Origin of the sequence: Lyticum sinuosum, from assembly GCF_034471385.1 — a bacterium.
Classification (GTDB): domain Bacteria; phylum Pseudomonadota; class Alphaproteobacteria; order Rickettsiales; family Midichloriaceae; genus Lyticum; species Lyticum sinuosum.
In genome coordinates, this window is sequence record NZ_JARGYU010000001.1 from 367,570 (window position 1) to 391,796 (window position 24,227).

Consider the following 24,227-nt stretch of genomic DNA (forward strand, 5'->3'; position numbering starts at 1 on the left):
CAAATAATTTTCATTGGCATAACAAACACTCATCATAATCATTAGATGTGGTTTGTTGATAATTATTATTGTAAATATTACATAACATATTATTTTTAGGTATATTATTAGTTATAATAATGCTATTTTTATTTATTTTTAATGATAATTCACTTTCTTCTATATCATCTACTAATGAATTAGTATCATTACTATTTTTAATATTTTTTATTACATTATTTGAATTACTTGATGATGTTATATTTTTTTGATCGATAGTTAATCGATCTGGTTGCTGTATTGATTGTGAACGTAAATAATAAAGGCTTTTTACACCATTTTTCCAAGCATTAATATGAATATCATGAAGTGTTTTTTTATGAATATCTGCTTTTAAAAATATATTAAGAGATTGTGATTGGCATATATATTCTGTTCTTTCAGCAGCTAAATCTATCACCCATTGCTGGTCAACTTCAAATGCTGTTTTAAATATTTTTTTTTCTTCAGGAGATAAAAAATCCAAATGCTGAACAGATCCATTATTATTTATAATAGAAGTCCAGATATCATCATTATTTTTTTGATATTTTTCTAAAACTGGTATTAAATTCTTATTTCTTACTACATTTGATCCACTTAATCCTTTTATTATATATATATTTGCAGGTAAAAGTTCTATAGATGCAGATGATCCCGTTATATGAGATATAGATGCATTAGGTGCTATTGCAATCTTATGAACAAATCTTTCTTGTATTCCTACATCTTGAGCATCAGGACAAGAACCTCTTTGCTTTGCTATTTCTTTAGATGCTATATCTACTTTCTCCCTAATGTGTTTGAATATTTTTTTATTCCATATTTTGGCATCTTGTGATTCAAATGGGATTCCTTTTAATTGTAAAAGAGTATGAAAACCCATTGCTCCTAATCCAACATCTCTTCCACGATATGATGAATATATTGCTTTACGATATTCTTTCTGATTTGCATTCTGAATAAAATCTTCTATGACATTATCTAGAAAAAACATTATATCTATAATAAAATCACTATTTTTTTCCCATATATCAAAAAATTCTAAATTTACAGAAGAAAGACAACATACAGCAGTTCTTTCTTCATTTAAGTGGTCTAATCCTGTTGCTAATGTTATTTCACTACAAAGATTTGATGTTTTAATTTTAAGGCCTAATTTCTTATAAGTTTCTGGTAGAGATTTATTAACATTATCAATAAATAATATATATGGTTCTCCTGTTTCTAATCTTGCAGTCAGTATTCTTATCCAAAGATCTCTAGCTTTACTTAAAGATCTGATAGGTTTTAGAGTCATTGGACTTCTTAATTCCCAACTTGTATCATTAATAACAGCATTCATAAACTCATCATTTATAACAATACCATGATGCATATTAAGAGCTTTGCGGCTTATATCACCACCAGTAGGTCTTCGCATTTCAATAAATTCTTCGATTTCTGGATGCCATACTGGTAGATATGCAGCAGAACTACCACGCCTTAAATTTCCTTGTGATATTGCTAATGTCATACTATCCTGAACACAAATAAATGGTATAATTCCAGATGTCTGTCCATTTCCATTAACTCTTTCACCAATAGATCGTACTTCTCCCCAATATGTTCCAATTCCACCTCCACCAGAAGCTAACCAAACATTTTCATCCCATGTTGAAACTATTCCGTTTAAACTATCACTAACTTCATTCAAAAAACATGATATAGGAAGTCCTCTTTTAGTTCCTCCATTACTTAGTATTGGAGTAGCTGGCATAAACCATAATTGGCTCATATAATCATATAATCTTTGAGCATGATAAATATCATTAGAATAATACGTTGCAACTCTAGAGAACATGTCTTGTACTTCTTCTCCTGGTATAACATATCTCTCTTTCAACATATTATTAGCAAATTCTGATATCAAAGAATCACGATTTTTATCTAATTCAATTAAATACTTTGTTTCTTTTAATAGATTATTATATTTTTTAGTAAAATTCTGATTCATATTCTTAAATAATATTTGTTGTTGGATGGAATGGAATATAACTTAAATATAAGGATCCATTCAACAAATAAATTTTTTTTTATAATGTATTTTTTTATTGACATTATATTTTTGCCGAATATATGGATATCTAGAACATACTTATTTATTCATTAAAAAGAATATATATTTTATTTATAAATTTATATTTATATACTGATAATTTAATAATTAACATATCAAATACGATTTTCTATAATATTCCAAGCATAATTAATATGATCACGTGCTGCTTCTTGAAAATGATACCAATCATCATTAGTATAATGTCTATTATACCAGCAATAGATTTTATTATTAGTAATAGCAATGTTTTGCCAATCGTTATATAGTTCAGAAAAAGAACTTGTTATATTCGTTATATTGGTTATATTATTTTTTATAGAATTTGATATATTACTTATTGAGTAATGTGATATTTTTTTTAAGCAGCGTACTTTCCAGTCGAGATTGTCATATTCTCTAAGAGATGTATTATATAATATTTTTACTGATTGATTATACATATCATATCTATGATCAATAGATTCAGTTGTGATTATTTTTTTTAGCCATATGGATAATTCACTCCATTTTTTATCTTTTTTATATGAATCACTTTTTCTATAATCATAAAAATAATGACGTCTATATTGTATGTATAAGCAATAAGCAGCATTATAAAAACGTTTTTTATTATTAATATGATATTTTTCTAATCTTGAATCAATCCAACATTTATTTATTAAATCAGGATTATCTAATACTTCGATGTGTCCAATTGCCAGCAATTTTTTATTAAGATATGGTGCTATATGATAAGAAAGTTTATTGCATATATTATAAGCATCATGACGACCAACAAAATTCTGATGTGCCCATGTATCACAGTATGCATGTGAAGCTATCCCAATGCGGTATAAATTGCGATTAATTAATGCTTTTTTAAGAATACTCTGTGCAATATGACTATTTGGTGTTACAGTTAAAAGATTAACCATTTTATCTAATCGGAGCTTAGAAGCTTTTTTCCAACTACCTGGAATAAAATGAGTAGTTAAATATATTTGATCTATTATTTTTGATTTTACATCTAATTTATATACCTGGGTTGGTTGTGACCAATAAATATTTTTGCAATAATCTTTGCAGGTCTCATCTAAAACAGCTATTAATTCAGTATTATCATCAACATATTGTGAACTATAAGCAATGGTATATGCTTCTTCTGGATTAAAACCTGCTGCTGAAGCAACTAGAAAGTTTATATAATAATGAAATTCTACATCCATAGAGTTTTTTATATAAATAAAATTTAGTTATTGTAATAAATATATAGAATAAAAATTTCTATTATAGTCAGGAAGAATAATTTATTATTTTTTATGAAAGAAAGAAAAAAAATTAAATATAAAAATTTTTTTAAAGAAAATATTACAAATATACAATTAAAAGTGGTATTATTTGTATTTACTTTTATTTTAATTTATAGTGAGGAATCTATTGCTACTCCATATAATAACAAAAACATCATTAATAATGATTTAACTTTTAAAATCAATTTTTTTGGTAATAAAATTAATCAAAATAATATAAAAAATAATAATTCTGATACTTTTATATATGAAAATTTGTATATAAATAATTACAATATTATACGTGGAAATTTCATAGGAGAGATTAATATTATAAAAAAATATAATCCTATAATTCTTTATTTTAAAGGAAATATAAAGAATTATGAACAAAACCCTAATGAAAAAGCATTTTATCCGTTACTTAATTATGGATTAAAAATGAAAACAATATATGGAATTATTACACTAAATAAAAATTCGAGACCAGATGAATTCTTTATTAATTTCGCTGAACCTGAAGTTTTGAGTGGATATATGATTCTTGATAGAGATTTCAATAAGAAAAATATATATAACAATAAATATTCTATTATAGAAAAAAATTTTTCACATCAAAATCCATATGTAAGTCAATATGCAGACACAGGTAGATTACAAACTTGGCATACTGGTCAATTTATTTCTATAAATTATTTATCTCCTATTTTGAAAGAATATCATCGTATAGGAATTAGTTATAGCCAAAATATATTTCCTCCTAAAAATCATTATTATAAAAAATATTGGAAAATTAATGATCAAAAAGAAATTATCAGATTTGCTGTAAAAACAGCAAAACCTATGGGAGATGGGATAAATATAATAACACAGACAACTTTTGAGATAGGGAATTCTTTAAGATTTAATAAAAAAAATAATATATTATTTGGTATAAATTCTAATAATTTTATTCTTGGACAAGATATTTTGTTACATCATAGAGGTAAAGAATTCTTTACATCATTTTCTATGGGATATAAATCAATAAGTAATGGTTTTGGTATTGGATATGAAATTGGTCCTTTTAATATCAATGCTAAACAAATGTGGGCAAAATTAAGTCAAAATTATTATAATTTTTACAATCCTAATTATTTGAAAAGATTTTCATTTACAGGAAGCTATAAAATTCATGCTAAAAAAATAATAAATTCTCGTTACAGAAATAAAGAATCTTTTTTACAAGAAAAAATAAAACTTTTAAAAGGAAAAATTAATAAAATTGAAAAAATTTTTTATATAGAATATATTTCCTTACAGAAAAAAAATCATATAAATAAAGATCTATCACAAGGATTTGCAATCGGTATAAATTTTATTTTTTAAATTTAATTAAAAATATATTAAATATATGAATAGAATAAATATAGAAGATATTGAAAGTAATAATTCTATTATTATCTTAAAAAATCATTTTAATAAAAAAAATTCTTATTTTGAAGAAAATAATGTAATTTTTAATAATTTCTATAAGAAATTTTTATTTTATAAAAAAAATAATAATCTAGATGGATATATAATTCCATCTTGGGATGAATGGTCTAATCTTAATATCAATAATCTTAAATTTATCTCCGGATTTACCGGATCAAATGGAATAGCATTAATTTTTTGTGATAATTCTAATATATCTAATATAGATTATTCAAAAGATATTGAAAAATTTGATATAATTAATCACTTTAATATATTTATAACAGATAGTAGATATTTAACACAAGTAAATCATGAGCTTTTTGGAAATTGGTTAGTTATTGATATAAAAGATAAAAAAATTATCCAAAATTTATTAAAATTATTAAAAATAAAAAAATTAGGATGTGATCCTTTTTTATGTAATGAAAAATTAGAATTATTATTTGAAAATATAGATATTGTAGATATACCATTTGAAAAATCTTCTAATCAATCAGATTTGTTAAATTTACCATGGATTATTAATACAAATATCGCTGGTGAGAATTCTTTAAATAAATTAGATTTTCTTATTAATTTAATGCCACAGTGGGCTGATTCAGCACTGATATCAGATGTTTCTTTTATATCTTGGTTACTTAATATCAGAGGATCTGATATTGATTATAGTGGAATTGTATTATCATATTTAATAATTAATAAATATAAAAGGCATTATCTTTATATTAATAAAAATATTTATAATTTTCTTAAGAAGAATGAGATAAATACTTTGTTTATTAATAATATTCAAGAATCTAATATAAAAAGTATATCTTCTGATAAGAAATTAAAAATAAAAGAAAAATATATTGATAAAGAATATTTTGATATATTAAAAATAGATATTTATCCATTAGAAGAAATATATGATCTATCAATAGATAAAGTTATAACTTTATTTGATAAAAAAACTCTGACTCGTGGTTTTTACCAAAACTCATACTTATTAAAAGATGATAAAAAAAATAAACAGAAAAAACACGATTCGGATATTTTTTATTATAAATTAACAAAAAGAAAAGCAATTAAAAATATTGATGAAATAAACGGATTTATAGATGCACATTTAATAGATGGAATAGCGGTTACTAAATTTATTAATTGGGTAAATAGTTTAATTGATAAGAATGATATTGCTTTAGTAGATCTTGATGAATTAAATGCTGTAAAAAAATTATTAGAATTTAGAATTGAAACTTCTTGTGGAACATTTGCTGGATCTAGCTTTAAAACAATTATGGCTTTTGCAGAAAATGGAGCAATAATTCATTATACTCCAAATGAAAAAACTAATAAAATTATTTTAAAGAAAGGTCATAAATGCCTTCATAATATATTACTTATAGATTCCGGAGCACATTATTATTCTTCTAATTATTTGAAATATAATAGATCAATTTTGAAATCCATAACTAATAAATACAAAAATAATAAAAAATATAAATTAAATAATAAAAATACTTTTAGACCTAATGGCACAACTGATGTTACACGTACTATTGCTATTGGGAATCCAACATTAGAGCAGAAAATATATTTTACTGCTGTTTTACGTTGTCATATAGCTGCAGCAAGTACTAAATTTAAATATGGAACAAATGGAAAAGAAATTGATTCAATTACAAGAAAATTTCTACACGAAATTGGAGAAGATTACTCTCATGGTACTGGTCATGGTGTAGGGCATATTCTCAATGTTCATGAAGGTCCTCATTCTATAAGTATATATGGAGAAGAAGTTCTTGAAGATGGAATGATTGTTTCAATTGAACCAGGATTATACTTAAAAAATAAATATGGTATTAGAATTGAAAATTTATACGTAATAAAAAAATGTAAGTATAATAATATGTTAAAATTTAAATGTTTAACGATTGTTCCAATAGATGAAAAAATGATAATAAAAGAAAATTTAACCAAAACAGATTGTATTTGGCTGAAAAAATATAAAAAAATTTGTAGAAAATCTTTTATTTAACCTAAGTAAAATATCTTATATTATTAAATATAAATAGTAAGAAATAGTTAAAGTAATAATTAAATTCCAACAATTATATGATTTTTAATATACAAAAAATAAAAAACATATAAAATTAATTATAATATTAAGTATAAAAAAGTATAAAAATAACTATTAATAAAAAAAATTTGTAGAAAATCTTTTATTTAACCTAAGTAAAATATCTTATATTATTAAATATAAATAGTAAGAAATAGTTAAAGTAATAATTTTGATTATAAAATATTTACAATAAAAATATTTATACTTAAATATTTTTTCCTTAATTTTTTTAAAGAAAAATTACCTCTTAGAAAATTGTTTACTTTTTCTTGATTTAGGTTTACCTGATTTTTTAGTCTCAACAGATCTACTATCTCTTGTAAGATATCCATTTTTGCGCATCATAGTATGACAACCATCACTTATAATTGCTAAATTGCGTGCTATACCCAAAATTATAGCGTCTGCTTGTCCTGTCGTTCCACCACCTTTTACTGTTGCAACAATAACATAATCATTAGAATTGATACCTGCTATTTTAAATGGCATATATAAAGCTGATTGTAATTTATCCTTTTTTCCTATTGGGAAAAAAGATAGAAAATCACGATCATTTATAATAAAATCTGACTTTATTCCTTCTTCTATTTTAGTATTTATTTGAGATTTAGGAATAAGCCAAACCCTAGCTATTGATGCTTTCCTTCTTCCAACTTTTGGTTTCAAATCTTCTGAAATCTTAAAATTCCTTACTCCTCTGGAATACTTATTGATAGGAGCAACTATTTTGTTATTAATATGTGTTACAGTTGGTATTTCTATTTTTGTCATTTTTATAAAGAATCAGTTAGAATATTAATGTGTCGGTATTAAATTGATATTATGATAGAGTTATATATAATTTTACAATTTTTTAAAGATTTTTTAAAATATTATTATTTTATTAATTTTTATAGCAAAAATATTATATATATTGATTACATTTTACTTATTTTTTATTTTTATTTTAAAAATCAGGATTTAAGTATTTTGACTTGCAGATACTGAAAATCCTTTCATTCCGAATGATCTATCACATCCTGTCATTTGACAAGATTCTGTAAAAATTCCATGTGAATGTGTATTTACTTTGTATAAAACAGGATTTTGACCTTGATGCTGATGTTTTTCTCCAGGATATATACGTAATCTTGCAAATTGTTTTCTAGATAGAGGACTATCTTTAGGCATCATTCTTTTTATTGCAGTTTCTATAACTCTCTCACGAGTCATTTTATCCCAAGATCGACTTTTTATTCCACCAGGATATCCAGTATGCCAATGATAAACTCTATTTTTTAATTTATTACCAGTGATTTTTACATCATTAGCATTTATTATTATAACAAAATCACCACAATCTTGATGTGGTGTATAATAAGGTTTATGTTTTCCCCTTAACAGAAGTGCTATTCTAGCAGCAGCTCTTCCTAGAGAAATACCAGAAATATCTACAACAACACTATTTCTTACTATATGTTTAGGGTTTGCCATGAATGTAGAGTTTAGTTTACCCATTGTATTTAATATATAAAATTATCATGAGAAGTATGAAAATTAATAATAAATCAATTGATAGTTTCTTGTCAATAGGGCAACTAATTATCTACATTTATTATTTATTATATAAATATACATTTAACTTAAACTAAAAAGATTCAATAAATTAATATGTATTATAATTAATTATAATTATTGATAGAATTCTTATTAAGATTTATAAATCATTTGAAAACTAATAAAAATTTATACATAAAAAATTTAGAAATCTAGATATGGAAAAACAGTTAAAAAACGATTCAAATGAAAATTCTATAATAAAAATAGCTCATAAAAAAAATAAAAAATCTAAATTATTTGATAAAAATAAGGAAACAACTTTATTTTCTAATAAATTTCAAAATTATACAGATTATAACATCTTTATTCCATTAAGAGTACATTCTGAATTTTCTCTTGGAAAAAGTAGTAATAAAATTGATACAATTGTTAAGCATTGTAAAAACAATAAAATTCCAGCTATAGCATTAACAGATATAGGAAATATGTTTGGAGCTTTAGAGTTTTCATTAAAATGCACAAAATCTGGAATTCAACCAATATCTGGAACTATTATTGAGATAAAATTCCAAACAAATCACAATGATGAATCAATCACAGGAACATTTTTATTGTTAGCTAAAACTCATAATGGCTATAAAAATCTTTTAAAATTAACAAGTAAACCACATATTGAATGTGTAAAGGGATCTGTGCCCAGTCCTATAGATTTTAATGATTTTTGTTCTTATATTGAAGATCTAATTATTCTTATGGGAGAAGAAAATAGCCTTTTTAATAATATATATAATAATTTAGGTGAAAATGAGGCTATTTTCATGTATGAAAAATTGATCGAATGTGGAGCAGATTGCTATATAGAAATACAACGTTATAATAGAAAAAATAATTCTAATCTTGAATATAATTTACTTAGTTTTGCTTATAAGTTCGGCATACCAATAGTTGCAACTAATCCATCTTTTTTTTTAGCTTCTGAGGATTTTGATGCATGTGATGCTCTTAATTGTATATCAGAAGGAACTTATATAAATGTAAAGGATCGCAACAAAGTAGATCCTGAGTATTATATTAAAAGCTATGAAGAAATGTTAAATTTATTTTCTGATCTACCAGAAGCAATATATAACACTGTAATTATAGCACAGAAATGCAATTATATTTTAAAAGGGAATACTCCATGTCTTCCACGTTTCATAAATGACGATAGTAATTATACTGAGGATCAATTATTAAATGATTTGAGTAATTCTGGTCTCCAAGATCGTATAAAATATATAAAAAGTATAGAAGAAAGAAATAAATATTTATTGAGATTAGATTATGAATTACAAGTGATAAAAAAAATGGGATTTTCAGGATACTTCTTAATTGTATCGGATTTTATCAAATGGAGTAAAGATAACAATATTCCAGTTGGACCTGGAAGAGGATCTGGAGCAGGATCTATTATAGCTTGGTCAATGGGGATTACAGATATAGACCCAATAGTATTTAACTTGCTATTTGAGCGATTTTTGAATCCTGATAGAGTATCTTTGCCAGATTTTGATATAGATTTTTGTCAAACTCGTAGAGATGAAGTAATAAGGTATGTTCGCAAGAAATATGGCAATGATAAAGTAGCACATATTATTACATTTGGGAAATTACAAGCTAGGGCTGTATTACGTGATGTTGGGAGAGTTTTACAAATGCCATATTCTTTTGTTGGTAAAATTTGTAAAATGATTCCAAATAACCCAGCATTTCCTATAACACTCGAGGAGGCAATACGTATTGATAAAGAGTTACAAAATATGCGGAATTTAAATCCAGATGTTGAAAAGCTTTTTAATATAGCATTAAAACTAGAAGGTGTGAATAGACATGCATCTTTGCATGCAGCTGGCATTGTAATTAGCGCAAATCCATTAATAGAAAGTGTACCATTATATAAACCGGATGAGGAAGATATTATAGCTATTCAATTTAATATGAAATATGCAGAAGCTGCAGGTCTAATGAAATTTGATTTTCTTGGATTAAAAACACTAACTATGATTGATAATGCACGTAAAATTATTAATACTGAATATGAAGAAAAAAAATCTTTAGATTTAGATTTTTCTTTATTTAATGATGAAAAAACATATCAACTTTTAAGCTTAGGAAAAACAATAGGTATTTTTCAATTTGAAGGAGTTGGAATGAGAACAGCTATTGAAAAACTAAAACCTAATACAATACAAGATTTAATTGCTCTTGCATCTCTTTATCGTCCTGGTCCAATGGAAAATATTCCTCTTTATATAAATCGAAAGCATGGAATAGAACCAATAGATTATATTCATTCATCATTAAAAGATGCTCTTGCAGAGACATATGGTATAATTATATATCAAGAACAAGTGATGCAAATTGTGCAAATTATAGCAGGATTTACATTAGCAGAAGCTGATATTATCCGACGTGCTATGGGGAAAAAAAATAAAGAAGAAATGGAATCTCAGCGTAATATTTTTATTAAAAAAGCAGTTTCTCGTGGATTTAATACAAAAAGAGCTGAAGAGATATTTAATATAGTTGATAAATTTGCTGGATATGGATTTAATAAATCACATGCAACAGCATATGCTGTTATCGGATATCATACTGCTTACTTAAAAGCCAATTACCCACATGCTTTTTTCATTGCATCAATTAATCTTGATATTAATGATAGTGATAAAATTTCTACATTATGTAGAGATGTTAAAGCACATAAAATAGATATTATTCCTCCATGTATTAATAAATCTAAATCACATTTCAGTTTAGTAAAAAATATTAAAGGAGAATATGCAATATCGTTTGGATTAGTAGGAATTAAAGGAATTGGAAGTAAAATTATGGATGAAATAATAAAAGAAAGAGAAATAAATGGATTTTATTCCAATATTCAAAATTTTATAAAAAGATGTTTGCCTTTCGGTTTAAATAAAAAGGCTATTGAACAATTAGCTAAAGCAGATGTATTTTCTTCTTTTATTAAAAATAATATGGATATTTTAGATAATATCGAAAATATCATGTCATATTGTAGTAATGAAAATCGTCTATCAATTAAAGATATTAATAATAAACAAATGAAATTATTTGATACAAATTCTTATGAAGATGAAGAAATTATTATAAAAAAAACAATATCAGGGAATAAATTAAATAAATTGCAAAAAGAATATGAAGCGCTTGGATTTTACTTGACTGAACATCCTCTTCAGGAATATGAGCAAATTTTAAAAAGTCAAAAAGTCATTTTTTCATCAGATATTGAAAATATTATGAAAGAATCAATAAATTTTGTGAAAATTATAAAAATAGCAGGAGTTGTAACAAACAGCAGAATTAGATCAGGAAAAGGAAAAAGAACTGGGAAATATGCTTTTATTCAAATCGCAGATCAATATGGAACAATAGAATGCTCTGTTTTTTCAGAAGAAATTCTTAATAAATATGATTATATCACTAAGGAAGGTAGTATAATTCTGTTACAAATTAATGCTCGAAATGATGATAGAGGAATGAAGCTTATAGTAGATAAAGTATGGCTATTTAGCGATATTGTCAATTCTTCTTATTATAAATGCAATATTATAATTAAAAATTATGATGATTTTAATTTAGTTAATCAAATATGTGATTTAAAAAATAAAAATTCTGATATTAATTCTAATCTAGAAGATAAGTATAATTGTGATGTTAGTATTATTGTAAAGATTGACAAATCTAACATATTTATGAGCTCAGATATACCATGGAAATTAACTATAAAACAAATAGATAATTTAAAAAAATACTTAAATTCAGATATTATTGCAGAATTTAATAATTTAAAACTTACTTCTACTAATATAAGATATTAATCTTATTGAATTCTTAGAGATCGAATTTAATTTTAACTTTTTAATTAATTGATTAATTTAATTATCAATAATATTTTTTGTATTTTCAATTTTAATGATTTTTTTACATTTAAAATAAGTTATTGGTAATGTAATTATATAAAAAACTTGCATACAAGGCATTAAAATCCATGGTTCTAATAATACTATTACAAAAAAACATAGAATAAATACTATTATAATAGGTGCATTTTTTCTTTGAATAACAAGTTTTTTGCTACTCAAAGTAGGAATAGTTGAAACCATTAATAAAGCAACAGATATCATGTATATCATTATAATCCAAATTGAAAATTTATAACCTGGAATAATATCAAAACTTACAACTATAGGAAATAAAACTAATAATCCTCCTATAGTAGATGGTACACCATTAAAAAATTTTCCTTCTGATATTAATTTTTGATAAATTTTTGTGATAGGATTATTTGAAGAGAAATCTATTTTAGAAGATTGAATATTAAATCTTGCTAGTCGCATTGCAGTACAACTTACATAAACTAAAACACCAATCCATAAAGCATGTTTTTCAATAGGAGATATGTTGGTTATATATTTTTCACACCAAGAATGAATAACAATTGCAGGAACAACACCAAAATTCACAAGATCACAAAGGGAATCAAGTTGAGCCCCAAATTCGGATGCTACATTTAAAATACGGGCAATTCTACCATCAATAATATCAAAAAGAGCTGCATAAAAAATAAAAGCTATAGCTAAACTGAATTGACCATCCATTGCATATTTTATAGCTGTGACACCACTACATAACCCCATCATAGTAATAATACTTGGAAAAAGCTTATGTAATGGCATATTTCCTTTATATTTTTTTTTTCTTTTTTTCATTATATAAACAACTTTAACAAAAATTTTACAATTGTTTTAATAAATTGAGTAGTTGAGAATTTCATACCACTTGCGCCTTGTACAAGAGGCTCAATAATAATAGCAGCAATAGAGTCTGTATTATTGTTAATATAATCTTTTAGAACTAATATAGAATTTTGTTCTTTTATTTCTATATTTTTATCATTATTCCATGTTGATGGATATGGAATAAATAATACATCAAAAAGTAATTCAGTAAAATTATTATGAAATCCAGATTCCTTACCTAATGACATACATCCTAATGTATCACCATGATATCCTCCACTAAAACTTATAAAATGCTTTTTGTTTTTAAGAATTATTTAAGATTATTTATATTTATATTCTCAGCAATAATTGTTTCTCCTCCTATCATTCTTTGTCCAGTTATAACTTTAGGTTTTATATTTAATGGAAGATATAAATCCACTCGACTTCCAAATCTGATGATGCCAAAACGATCTCCTGTATTGACATCAGAACCAATAGATAAATCACAAACTATTCTTCTCGCTATAAGGCCTGCTATTTGTACAACAGCAAAATCCTGATCATATTTATCTTTTATCCAAATTGACTGTCTTTCATTATCTATGCTTGCTTTATCTAATGATGCATTAAAGAATTTACCAGGTCTATAATGAGATCCATTGACTTTTCCAGATAATGGTATTCTATTAACATGAACATCAAATATATTAAGAAATATACTAATTCTATTCATTTGAACTTCTGGCATATTTAATTCTTTTGGTGGAACAGCAGTAGTTATCATTTGAATTATACCATCTGCAGGGCTGACAATAATATTATCTCCAGGTGGAGTGAATCTATTAGGATCACGGAAAAAGTAAACACACCATACAACTCCTATAATACCTATCCATCCTAATTTATTAGAAAAAGAAAAGAATATTAAATCCAAAACAACGAAAAGTAAGATAATCAAGTATCCTTCTTTATGAATATTTATCATTTTAACATTTAAAAAATTCAGATAATTTATTTTTATATTCTTATTTTTTGCTTAATAGCAATATTATTAAATAAATATAACTTTATATTATGAATATAAAATTAGTAGAATCTCTAAAATTCTTAAGAATAAAAATTATTTTATATGCTAATTAATAAATAATGATATTAGATATATATAGAATTTCATATAAACATCATAATATTTATTAAACTATATCATAATTAATATTGTATTACTATTAGAATGACATTAAAATTTGAGCACTTAAAGTTTTAATGTAAAACTAAGAATTACTTTGTATTTTATACTAAAATCTTTTATAATCAATGAATAAATTATCATCATGAAAACTTTATTATTTATTAATAATAGATTATTTTTATATAAATTTTTAATATATAGTATATTATTATTAATAATTTATCAAAAGTATGTTTTTGCGCAACAAGATACAAATATTTTAATAAATGTAGAAAAAGCTATAGAATTAGCATTAGATAATAGTGATATTATAAAATCTTCACAAGAGAATGTTAAAACAGGCCAAGCAATAAAGCAGGCAAATATCTCAAAATTTTTACCAAATGTATATTTAACTCATAATAGAGAAGAACTTTATAATTCTTCATACATTAATAACAATAATTATTATAGAATTGATAAAATTAATTTATTTAAAGGAGGATCATTACATTATGAACAAAATATTTTCAATTCTTTATCTGATATATATAACCTAAAAAGTGCTCAAGCTAATTTAGACTCTTTAAAAGCTAGATTTAAAAATGACAAAGCCTCTTTAATTGCAAATACGATAAATGTATATCAAAACGTTATTTATAGTCGTTTAAAACTTGATTTATCTAATAATCAAAATTTTCTCTTAAAAAAGAATCTTCATAATATTGAAATAAAATGGAAATATGGTTTAGCAAACACAACAGATCTAGAAGAAGCAAAAGCTCAATTATCAATGTCAGAAGCTGAAATAGCAACATCAGAAGAAGAAAAAAACAATTCAGAAGAATTATTTAAGCAAATAGTTGGTATTAATCCACCAAATAATATGAAAAAGATAATATTAACAAAAGAGTTTAGTAATTTTGATGAAATTAATCAGATAGAAAAAATTACATTAAAAAAAAATAAAACATTAATACATTTGCAAAAATTGTATGAAAAAAGTGTAAATGATGTTAAGGCACAATTTGGTAATTTAGGTCCTAAAGTTGATTTATATGCAGTTGCTAATCGTAAAAATGATGTTATAGCACAGAATATATATGGAGGTACAAGAATTGGAATTAAAGTAAATATTCCTATTTTTCATGGTGGAATTGAATATGCGAATATTAAATTAACAAAAAGTCAAAGAGAATCTATAAAATTTCAACTTAATAACGAAAGAAAAAAAATCTTAAGTAAAATTCGTTATTATTTCTGGTCAATAAATACATCTAAGATTAAAATCAATGCATATAAAGCTGATATTGTAGCAAGAAATTCTCAAAATAAAGCACTTAAATCAGAATACGAGGCAGGTATAAAAACTATGATAGATGTTATAAAAGGCGAAGTAGATTTGTTTAATAGTAAAATAAGACTTTTACAAGAAGAAAATATCTTTATTGAATTAGTAGTTGGATTTCATTATTTAATTGGTGATCTTGAAGAAATAAAAAAAATTTCAAATAATTAATTATTTTTATGAATTATAGACTAAATATCAAAATAAAAAAATATATAAATAAAAAATATATAAAATTATAAGTAAATTCAGAATATTATAACAACTTTTTATAGAAAGCTGTTATAATTTAATATAATTAAAATTTTTATAATAAAATTTTATTAAGTTAAAATTGTACCCTTAATCCAGTTAGAAATGTATATCCATTATTTCCTATTACTTTCAAGGAAGAGTTAGTTCTTTTAACAACATCACTTTTATAATTATAATGATTTAATTCTGCATAATATTTCATACCAGGAACTAATAAATATTCTGTAGCAATAGATATAATTTTACTCTTATTTTCTCCATTATTTGATGCAGATACTCCAATTATATTAGATTGATATGCATTTGCTTGAGACAAGCTATAAAAGTAAGTTAAGCTAAAAGCAAGATCATCACTATATTTATAAGAAGTTCCTAATGTATAGTAATTTCCATCTTTTTTTCCTGTCTCATTTTTTAAACAGAAAGATTTATTCTGATTAGCATAAGATCCAGCAAAGCTCCAAGCATCTATATCAAATTTTGCACCTATCTCATAGGCAAACATATCGTTATAACTCGCTGTATTAATTTGTGTATTATGTCTACTAAATTGTGTTGTCAATGATGTAGAAAAATTGACAGAGTTCATAATTTGTCTTTCGTATTTTGCTCCTATATCAAAAAGATCAACATAATAATAATTATTACTTAAAACTGAGGTTATACTTCCTAATTTATTTGGGCTATCTGATGGATCTGGTGCATAAGAAAATCCTAATGTGAGACCATAAATTTGAGGTGTATAGTACGATATACGGTTTTGTTTTTTCTCTACACAATTCATAGGAAGACGTGGTTTATTTATAAACATATTGTCTGCTAACTGGTTGGATCCAACAATAAGTGCTTTAAAATTATTCCAACCTCTTAAATCGCCATCTATTCCACCTGTTCCTAAAGCTATAGTTGAAGCAGAGACTTGCATATTGGTACTAGCACCATCCATATTACCAATTTCAATTCTTCCCCCTTTACTATTGATATATATATATGATTGTCTACCAACATTTTTAGTATCTCTATCTGCTTGAATTTCAAGATATGCTCCAAAAATATCTATAGAATCTGTTCTTTTGAAAATATTTAATGAAAATCTAGTATCTGTACCTAATCCAGTAACATTTCCTATTTTTTTAGGGGAATAACTGCTTGAGGATAATCCACATTGGGACATTCCATCTATTTTAAAGCATTTATCCACTGAGTTATATCCATATTGCATATCTAATTTTCCTCCAATTTCTACGCCTACACCTGAAGTGTTTCTAACATTAAGTGGTTCCTTATTAGCAACTGTAGACATTGTTTTATTTGCAGCAGTCTTATTTGTAATAATAACGTCTTTTAGAATATCAATAGTATTCAGACTTTCTGTATTTTGAGAGTCTGCATATAAAAAATCCATTGATGTTGTTATTGATACTGATAATAAAATGGTTAAAATTTTTATATTATTTTTCATTTATTTTTTTTTTGATTAAAAGTTGTTTTTATTTTATTTTATCAACAAATTTGTGATTAAAAATTAATGATAAATTACTTAACTGTAATGTTGAAGTTAAATACCAATGTTATCTACTAACAAATTTTTACTAAAAATCAACTGAGAATACGAATATATCCTATCTTTTGAAAAATAATTTAATATAAAAATTATTAAAAAATATTAGAAATCACTAATAATAATGATAATAAAATATAATTTTTATTACTTATAATTAATAATTTATGTAATTTTTTATATATATTTTTTATATTATTAGTTGATCAATAAATTGTACTTTTATATTGTACTTTTATATTATTTACAACTATATATTGATTGCTTAAAATTATTTATACTATTTTATATATTTAATATGTTTGAAGATGAATTTTAAATAAAATAATTTAGTTATTTTGCTATATGTTTTTTTTATAAAAATTAAATATCAGGCGATGACTTCCATTCATCTAAAAATTTCTGTTCAATATTAGCATTTTCATCTTTTATCTCTTTTTTTATGTTTTTTATAATATGAGAATATTGTTGTTTTGTTATAAACATATCATGTATCTCATTTTCCAGTTGAATTTCTGTTTTTCTTTGAATCTCTATATCAGACAATAATTTTTTTTTATTTTTATTTTGTTCATTTAAGAATAAACCAAAGTATAAAGATGAATTATTATCATTAATATTTACAAAATTTTGCTCTTGAATAATATTTTGATCAATTTTATATACTTTATTTTCCAAAGATGTTATATAACATCTACAATTATTTAAAGAAAGTTGAATATTTTCTATTTTTTTTTCAATAATTTTTACATATCTCTCAAGAATTTTCCAATTTTTTATATTAGACATATTATTTCACTTTCATATGATAAAATAGAAAAAATATTAATATTACTAAAATATTTTTAATTTATATAATTCTCTATATTAAAATTTGCAATTTTATTGCTAAATTCTGCTACAAGAGATTTATACATTTTCCTCTTGAATTTTACAGCACATCTTGGAACTTCATTTAATTCACACCATATAAAAGATGAAAACTCCGGTTTATTAGTAGATAATAAATTTATTGCTTGATTATATCCAGCAAAATATAAAAGAAACCAAGTTTGTTTTTGTCCCATATAGCATATATCATAGTTTTGATGTCGCAATATATAATTAGGAAATCTATATTTATACATTTTTTTAGATTGATCTATGATTAAAAAATCATTGGTACCAATTTCTTCTTTTAATTCTCTAAATAAAGCCTCTTTTTCTGATTCATTAGCATCAATTCCTCCTTGTGGCATTTGAAGAGCAGTTTTAATTTTATCATTTCTTTGACATAATAACACTTTTTTTTCTTTATTAAAAATAAATGCACCAACACCTAATCTATATTGATTATTATGATTATACTTCTTATATTTGGAATTTAAATTACAATTCAAAACTTTTAAATCTGACACCGAATACAAAATTTTATTAAAATAATATTAACCGTTTATATGGTATATACAATATACAGATAAAATACAAAGTTTTTATTTAAAAATTTAATTATATAATCAATGTCTATTATTTTATGTATATGGGATGGTTGGGGTAAATCTTTATTAAAAAAGAATTATCATAATGCAATAGAATTAGCTAATACTCCATATTACGACGAAATGATAAAAAATTGTCCACATTCTTATATAGGAGCCAGTGGATGTCATGTAGGATTATCAGATGGTCAAATGGGAAATTCTGAAGTAGGACATATGACTATTGGAGCAGGAAGAATTATTTTGCAAAAATTACCAAAAATTAATTCTTTAATTGAAAACGGTAATTTTTTTGAATTGCCAAATTTTAAATTATTATTAAATAGATTAATCAATGAATCAACTTTATCTAAATCAAATAATCTATTTTTTAATAAAAAAGTATTGCATATAATTGCAATTATGTCTGATGGAGGAGTTCATGGTCATATTAATCATATTATTAAAATAGCAAGTTTTTTATCTCAAAATAATATTAAAATAGAATTACATCTTTTCTCTGATGGACGAGATACTTCTCCCGCTAGTGCTATTGAATATGCTCTTAAAATAGAAGAATTATGTTACAATAATCATAACATAACAATAGCATCAATAATGGGAAGATACTATGGTATGGATAGAGATAATAGACATGATAGAACGCAAAAAGCATTTGAAACTATATCATATGGCAATATCAATTATAGTACTAATCATCAGTATACTTTTGAAAAAATAACAGATTATATAAAAAATAGCTATAATTCTGGTATATACGATGAATTTATCATACCAGCTGCAAGAATTAATTACAATGGAATAAATAAAGAAGAAGATTTAATATTATGTCTCAATTATAGATCTGATAGAATAAGACAGTTACTTTATGCTCTTATAAATCATCTTGGAAGTAATAATATATATACTATAAGTGATACTGGAATTGATTCTATAAATTCAAATATAATACTTTTTCCAGAAGTTATTACAGATAATTTAGGAAAAAAGATTTCCGATTTGGGATTAAAACAACTAAGAATTGCTGAGACAGAAAAATATGCTCATGTTACATTTTTCTTGAACGGAGGAAACGAGAATCCATATCCTAATGAAGATAGAATATTAATACCATCACCTAAAATTCCATACTATGATATGCAACCAGAAATGTCAGCTGAAGAGATAACTTATACTTTAATAAGAGAAATGAAAAGTAAAAAGTATCACTTTATTTGTGTAAATTATGCAAATGCAGATATGGTGGGTCACACAGGAAACCTAGACGCTTCCATTAAAGCTTGTGAAATACTAGATAAGCAACTTGGAAAAATACTAAAAGAATGTAATAATTCTAATTATCAGCTAATTTTAACTAGTGATCATGGTAATATAGAAGAAATGTTTAATTATATAGAAAATACGAAATGTACAGCACATACATCTAATAATGTTCCTGTAATATATTATGATAATTATTTTTATAGAATAAATCAAAAAAATACTGAAGAATATACTGATGAGAATTTTTATGATAAAAAAAATATAAAAATATATAAAAATATATTTAACAAGTATTTTATAAAAAATCCTTCCTCTGGATTATCTGATATAGCAAAATTCATTATTGAAATAATAAATATAAAATATGAGTTATAAATAAAAATGATATTATAGCAAATAAAATCCTAATTTTATAATCTATTTTATTATAATAAATATTATTATTATCTTTAATAAAATTATCTAAGTTATCAGATTTTTTATTAAAATTATTATCTATATTCTGATTTATATTATGTATATTAAATATTTTATTGAGATTATGTAAGTAATAATTTGATAACTTAAAATTTTTAGCAATAGAATTAATTATAAAATTTGAAATATGAGAATATTTATTATTTTCTTGATAATTTTTAAACCATGATTTAGCTAATTCCCACATATTTAATTCAGGACTCAGTATACGTAATGTTCCCTCTAAACTAATCATACTTTTTTGTAATAATATAAGTTGTGGCTGGATTTCCATTTTAAACTCAGACATTATTGATAACAAATCTTTTAATAATTTGGATATAGATATTTGTTTAGCAGGAAGATCTTTTATAGGACTACATATTGCTTGACAAGCCAATGAAAAAGTTGTAAGAGGCTGATCTTTGTTTATATATCCAGCTTCTAAATATATTTTAGCTACTGTGTCATAATCTTCATTAATAAATGCATATAAGATTTGTGATATTGCTACTTTATTACGATTATCAAGAAAACTTACTATACCACAATCTATAAGATAAATTTTATGAGTATTATATTCAATAATTAGATTTCCTGGATGTATATCAGCATGAAAAAATCCATATTTATGATATTGTGTAAAAAATGTATTAGCTAAATTAATAGATGCTAATCTCAGATTGATATTATTTTTATGTAATTCTTCTTGATTATTAATATGAAATCCATCTATCCAACTCATTGTTAGTATTTCATTATTTGATAAATTCCAATAAATATCTGGAAATAATATAGGTAAATTTGAATTTTTAGCTTCGTTTTGTAATCTTTTACACGAAGAAGCTTCTAATCTCATATTAGTCTCTATATATATAGAGTTTTTAATAACTAAAATGATATCTTGTAATTTATGATATTTTTCATTCTTAAATTTCTTAAATAATATTTTTAATAAAAAAGATAATATCGATAAATCTCTCAGCAATTCATCTTTAATTTTAGGTCTTAATATTTTAACAGCAACAGGTGTTTTAGTATTTCTTATAATCCCAAAATAAACTTGTGCAACAGATCCAGCTGCTACTGGTTTATCTTGTATTTCTATATGTTCATTGAGTAATAATTCTAAAAATTCTCTATCCTGTAATTTTTTTTTTAATTGATCAAGTGTAATTGGTTCGACTTTATCTTGAAGGGTTGATAATTCTTGAGCGATATCTTGACCAGTTATATCTGGTCTAGTTGCTAAAAATTGCCCTAATTTTATAAATCCAGGACCTGATCTTATGAGAAATTTTTTTAATCTGAGAGGAAATTTAGAATTTTTATTATTTTTTCTCAGTATTATTCCAAAAATAGAAAAAATTAGATTACTACTAATTAAAATAAAAAGTATTCTCAGAAAATTATAAAAAAATTTTATTTTTTTTATCACAATATTTTTTATTATATATAATATTTTTTATTGAAATTTATTTATTTAATATAAATTATATATGTATATTTTATTGAAATATCTATAATTGTATGATACAGTGTCTATTTAATAAAAATAAAATATCATCAAAAATTTATAATAATAATAAACTCCGCGTTCTTTAAAGTAAATCAAAAAATTATAAATATATGGAATTTCACAATATAATAAAAGAATTTAATATAAAAATAGATAATAGAATAAATATTTTTAGAAATGATGTTGAAAATCTTAATAATGATGATGTAGAAGCAAAAATTGCTCTTGCACAGAATGTTTATGAAGATTTAAAATATCATGCTGTAAAATTATGTGAAGTAATTATTTCACAAATAAATAACGAAAATATTTTTCAAGTGGAAAAATTTATTCCTCTTCTCCAATCTATTAAGGATGCAAAATATTCTTTAAATAAATCTCAAATTATAGAAAGATTTAAAATAATAAGTGTGTTTGATGCAGATCAAAATACAGCTTTAATATCAGGTTGTATAATGTCATTTTGTGATGGTAATGCTGATATAAAATCTCTTTTTAAAATGCTTTTGATGACTTATGGTTATCAAAATGAGAATGTTGATCAATTTTTGTCGATACTAGTCGAAAATTGCACTTTTGATTCTAGAGGTTTTGAATTTAATCATCAAAAAGAATATATCGATGATGTATTTAAATATGATTCTGGTTTTTCACCAAAAATAGATTTTGTGATAAGTATTTTACCAACCATAAAAGGTTTGTATATTCAAGATTCTAAAAATAACTCCGAAAATAAACAAGAATCTGAAAATGAACAAGAATTTGAAAATATTGAATCTTGTTTAAAAAAATTAGAATTTATAAAGAATAATACAGATACAAATGATGCATTTAATCAAATTGAAATTTTTCTTTTAAAAGTAAAAGAAAAACTTAATAATAGAATAAATTTAAATGAAGATGAGTTAAAATATTTTAAAATTATTATGGGTAATGAGTTTTTTGACCCAATAATTACAATATCTTATGATAATAATATTGCAAATACTATAATAAATGAATTTCAACAAAAATATCATCAATATCAATCTTTGAATAATCTAAAATATTTAGAAAAAAATATAATTAAATACTGTGAATATATTGATAAATTAGATATTAATATAAGAGGAAATATAAATAAAATAATTCTTAATCAGGAATCTACAATAAGATCTCTTTCTTATGTTAGAGATTTAATAAGTAATTTAGATATAAATGATAAAGAATACAATAAAAAATTACTTTTATTAAAAAATATTGAAAAAAATCTGATAAATTCTGCGCTATATATTAATGTTATTAAAACTTATATTGATTTAAATAAGAAAAAAATTCAGGAAAAAGAATTTAAAAATAATATTAATAATTCTATCAATAATATAGAACAATTAGTCTCAAATAGACATAACGAAAAAATACACTTAAAATATCAATTAGATACAGTATTTGCTATTAATAAAATATTATGTCAAATAAATAAATCACATAAAAATAATCAACAAAATAAAGAATTTTTTGAACAAAAAATAATCTTAGAGAAACTAAAACAAGAAATTAGACTTGATATAATAGAAAATAGTTCTAATAATATTATATTATTTAATATAAATAATAGGCATTTTCCTATGTTAATTTTATTAAATTTTTCAATTATATTAAAGTCAATGATAAAGAAATTTGATAAATATATAAATTTAACAAAATATCTGAATATAAATAGTGATGTAAATAATCAAAGAGTTATATCTTAAATATAACAATATTTTTAGTTATGCATTATATAATTTTTTGATATTAAATATCAGATTTATGTATCAATATTAATTTAATTTATTGTATCATTCATATATTTATGTAATTAGTATAATATATCATTATAAATAATGGTAGAATATTAATTAATTATACTAATACCATTA

16 protein-coding genes and 1 pseudogene are annotated in these 24,227 nt (G+C 23.3%); 6 read left to right on the top strand and 11 right to left on the bottom strand.

The window, feature by feature from the left end:
- Positions 1–10: 10 nt before the first annotated feature.
- Both Lyticum_RS01470 and Lyticum_RS01475 read right to left on the bottom strand, forming a co-directional pair.
- Positions 11–2,014, bottom strand: coding sequence for a ribonucleoside-diphosphate reductase subunit alpha (locus Lyticum_RS01470; RefSeq protein WP_322498556.1), 2,004 nt, complete (start codon positions 2,012–2,014; stop codon positions 11–13).
- Positions 2,015–2,232: 218 nt separating this feature from the next.
- Positions 2,233–3,324 (bottom strand): DUF6765 family protein, encoded by a 1,092-nt coding sequence (locus Lyticum_RS01475; RefSeq protein WP_322498557.1) that lies wholly within the window; start codon positions 3,322–3,324, stop codon positions 2,233–2,235.
- Between the two features lie 93 nt (positions 3,325–3,417).
- Between Lyticum_RS01475 and Lyticum_RS01480 the strand changes: the two genes are divergently transcribed.
- Both Lyticum_RS01480 and Lyticum_RS01485 read left to right on the top strand, forming a co-directional pair.
- Positions 3,418–4,755: a hypothetical protein gene (locus tag Lyticum_RS01480; RefSeq protein WP_322498558.1), complete on the top strand. Its 1,338-nt coding sequence runs from the start codon at positions 3,418–3,420 to the stop codon at positions 4,753–4,755.
- 25 nt (positions 4,756–4,780) lie between these two features.
- The gene (locus tag Lyticum_RS01485) at positions 4,781–6,865 is read left to right on the top strand and encodes a M24 family metallopeptidase (protein WP_322498559.1); all 2,085 of its coding nucleotides are present in this window, start codon (positions 4,781–4,783) and stop codon (positions 6,863–6,865) included.
- A 324-nt stretch (positions 6,866–7,189) separates the two neighbouring features.
- Here Lyticum_RS01485 and rpsI read toward each other — a convergent pair whose 3' ends face one another.
- Both rpsI and rplM read right to left on the bottom strand, forming a co-directional pair.
- Positions 7,190–7,720: a 30S ribosomal protein S9 gene (gene rpsI / locus Lyticum_RS01490; protein WP_322498560.1), complete on the bottom strand. Its 531-nt coding sequence runs from the start codon at positions 7,718–7,720 to the stop codon at positions 7,190–7,192.
- 309 nt (positions 7,721–8,029) lie between these two features.
- Positions 8,030–8,446: pseudogene (gene rplM / locus Lyticum_RS01495) on the bottom strand (50S ribosomal protein L13); the annotation flags it as partial.
- A 257-nt stretch (positions 8,447–8,703) separates the two neighbouring features.
- Here rplM and dnaE point away from each other — a divergent pair.
- Complete coding sequence (gene dnaE, locus Lyticum_RS01500; protein WP_322498561.1) at positions 8,704–12,372, top strand: DNA polymerase III subunit alpha; 3,669 nt, start codon at positions 8,704–8,706, stop codon at positions 12,370–12,372.
- 57 nt (positions 12,373–12,429) lie between these two features.
- On the opposite strand, the gene Lyticum_RS01505 is transcribed toward dnaE, so the two are convergent.
- Genes Lyticum_RS01505 through Lyticum_RS01515 form a run of 3 tightly spaced genes read right to left on the bottom strand, consistent with a single transcriptional unit; the run spans position 12,430 to position 14,284 of the window.
- The gene (locus Lyticum_RS01505) at positions 12,430–13,263 is read right to left on the bottom strand and encodes a CDP-alcohol phosphatidyltransferase family protein (protein ID WP_322498562.1); all 834 of its coding nucleotides are present in this window, start codon (positions 13,261–13,263) and stop codon (positions 12,430–12,432) included.
- Entirely contained in the window at positions 13,263–13,610 is a 348-nt protein-coding gene (locus Lyticum_RS01510; protein WP_322498646.1) for an aminotransferase class III-fold pyridoxal phosphate-dependent enzyme, read from the bottom strand. The genes Lyticum_RS01505 and Lyticum_RS01510 overlap by 1 nt, the downstream gene beginning before the upstream one ends.
- A complete protein-coding gene (locus Lyticum_RS01515; protein WP_322498647.1) occupies positions 13,607–14,284 on the bottom strand; it encodes a phosphatidylserine decarboxylase in 678 nt (225 codons plus the stop codon). The genes Lyticum_RS01510 and Lyticum_RS01515 overlap by 4 nt, the downstream gene beginning before the upstream one ends.
- A 325-nt stretch (positions 14,285–14,609) precedes the next feature.
- On the opposite strand from Lyticum_RS01515, the gene Lyticum_RS01520 reads away from it, so the two are divergent.
- Positions 14,610–15,965 carry a TolC family protein gene (locus Lyticum_RS01520; protein WP_322498563.1) on the top strand — a complete coding sequence of 452 codons (1,356 nt, stop codon included), beginning with the start codon at positions 14,610–14,612 and terminating at the stop codon, positions 15,963–15,965.
- A 157-nt stretch (positions 15,966–16,122) separates the two neighbouring features.
- Here the strand turns inward: Lyticum_RS01520 and Lyticum_RS01525 are convergent, their stop codons facing one another.
- The 3 genes from Lyticum_RS01525 to Lyticum_RS01535 all read right to left on the bottom strand — a co-directional run bounded on the left by Lyticum_RS01525 (position 16,123) and on the right by Lyticum_RS01535 (position 19,007).
- Positions 16,123–17,511: a porin gene (locus tag Lyticum_RS01525; RefSeq protein ID WP_322498564.1), complete on the bottom strand. Its 1,389-nt coding sequence runs from the start codon at positions 17,509–17,511 to the stop codon at positions 16,123–16,125.
- A 462-nt stretch (positions 17,512–17,973) separates the two neighbouring features.
- Complete coding sequence (locus tag Lyticum_RS01530) at positions 17,974–18,399, bottom strand: hypothetical protein (protein ID WP_322498565.1); 426 nt, start codon at positions 18,397–18,399, stop codon at positions 17,974–17,976.
- A gap of 56 nt (positions 18,400–18,455) precedes the next feature.
- Positions 18,456–19,007 carry an RNA pyrophosphohydrolase gene (locus tag Lyticum_RS01535; RefSeq protein ID WP_322498566.1) on the bottom strand — a complete coding sequence of 184 codons (552 nt, stop codon included), beginning with the start codon at positions 19,005–19,007 and terminating at the stop codon, positions 18,456–18,458.
- Between the two features lie 102 nt (positions 19,008–19,109).
- Here Lyticum_RS01535 and gpmI point away from each other — a divergent pair, with 102 nt between their 5' ends.
- On the top strand, positions 19,110–20,726 hold the full coding sequence (gpmI, locus tag Lyticum_RS01540; protein WP_322498567.1) for a 2,3-bisphosphoglycerate-independent phosphoglycerate mutase: 1,617 nt from the start codon (positions 19,110–19,112) through the stop codon (positions 20,724–20,726).
- On the opposite strand, the gene Lyticum_RS01545 is transcribed toward gpmI, so the two are convergent.
- Positions 20,692–22,245 (bottom strand): ABC1 kinase family protein, encoded by a 1,554-nt coding sequence (locus tag Lyticum_RS01545; RefSeq protein WP_322498568.1) that lies wholly within the window; start codon positions 22,243–22,245, stop codon positions 20,692–20,694. The two genes, gpmI and Lyticum_RS01545, sit on opposite strands and share 35 nt — an antisense overlap.
- A gap of 191 nt (positions 22,246–22,436) precedes the next feature.
- Between Lyticum_RS01545 and Lyticum_RS01550 the strand changes: the two genes are divergently transcribed.
- On the top strand, positions 22,437–24,059 hold the full coding sequence (locus tag Lyticum_RS01550; protein WP_322498569.1) for a hypothetical protein: 1,623 nt from the start codon (positions 22,437–22,439) through the stop codon (positions 24,057–24,059).
- Positions 24,060–24,227: the final 168 nt, after the last annotated feature.

Coding starts and splice junctions, on each gene's coding strand:
- dnaE (WP_322498561.1), top strand. CDS start 8,704: ATGGAAAAACAGTTAAAAAACGATTCAAATGAAAATTCTATAATAAAA.
- Lyticum_RS01520 (WP_322498563.1), top strand. CDS start 14,610: ATGAAAACTTTATTATTTATTAATAATAGATTATTTTTATATAAATTT.
- rpsI (WP_322498560.1), bottom strand. CDS start 7,720: ATGACAAAAATAGAAATACCAACTGTAACACATATTAATAACAAAATA.
- Lyticum_RS01505 (WP_322498562.1), bottom strand. CDS start 13,263: ATGAAAAAAAGAAAAAAAAAATATAAAGGAAATATGCCATTACATAAG.
- Lyticum_RS01525 (WP_322498564.1), bottom strand. CDS start 17,511: ATGAAAAATAATATAAAAATTTTAACCATTTTATTATCAGTATCAATA.
- gpmI (WP_322498567.1), top strand. CDS start 19,110: ATGTCTATTATTTTATGTATATGGGATGGTTGGGGTAAATCTTTATTA.
- Lyticum_RS01470 (WP_322498556.1), bottom strand. CDS start 2,014: ATGAATCAGAATTTTACTAAAAAATATAATAATCTATTAAAAGAAACA.
- Lyticum_RS01475 (WP_322498557.1), bottom strand. CDS start 3,324: ATGGATGTAGAATTTCATTATTATATAAACTTTCTAGTTGCTTCAGCA.
- Lyticum_RS01485 (WP_322498559.1), top strand. CDS start 4,781: ATGAATAGAATAAATATAGAAGATATTGAAAGTAATAATTCTATTATT.
- Lyticum_RS01530 (WP_322498565.1), bottom strand. CDS start 18,399: ATGTCTAATATAAAAAATTGGAAAATTCTTGAGAGATATGTAAAAATT.
- Lyticum_RS01480 (WP_322498558.1), top strand. CDS start 3,418: ATGAAAGAAAGAAAAAAAATTAAATATAAAAATTTTTTTAAAGAAAAT.
- Lyticum_RS01550 (WP_322498569.1), top strand. CDS start 22,437: ATGGAATTTCACAATATAATAAAAGAATTTAATATAAAAATAGATAAT.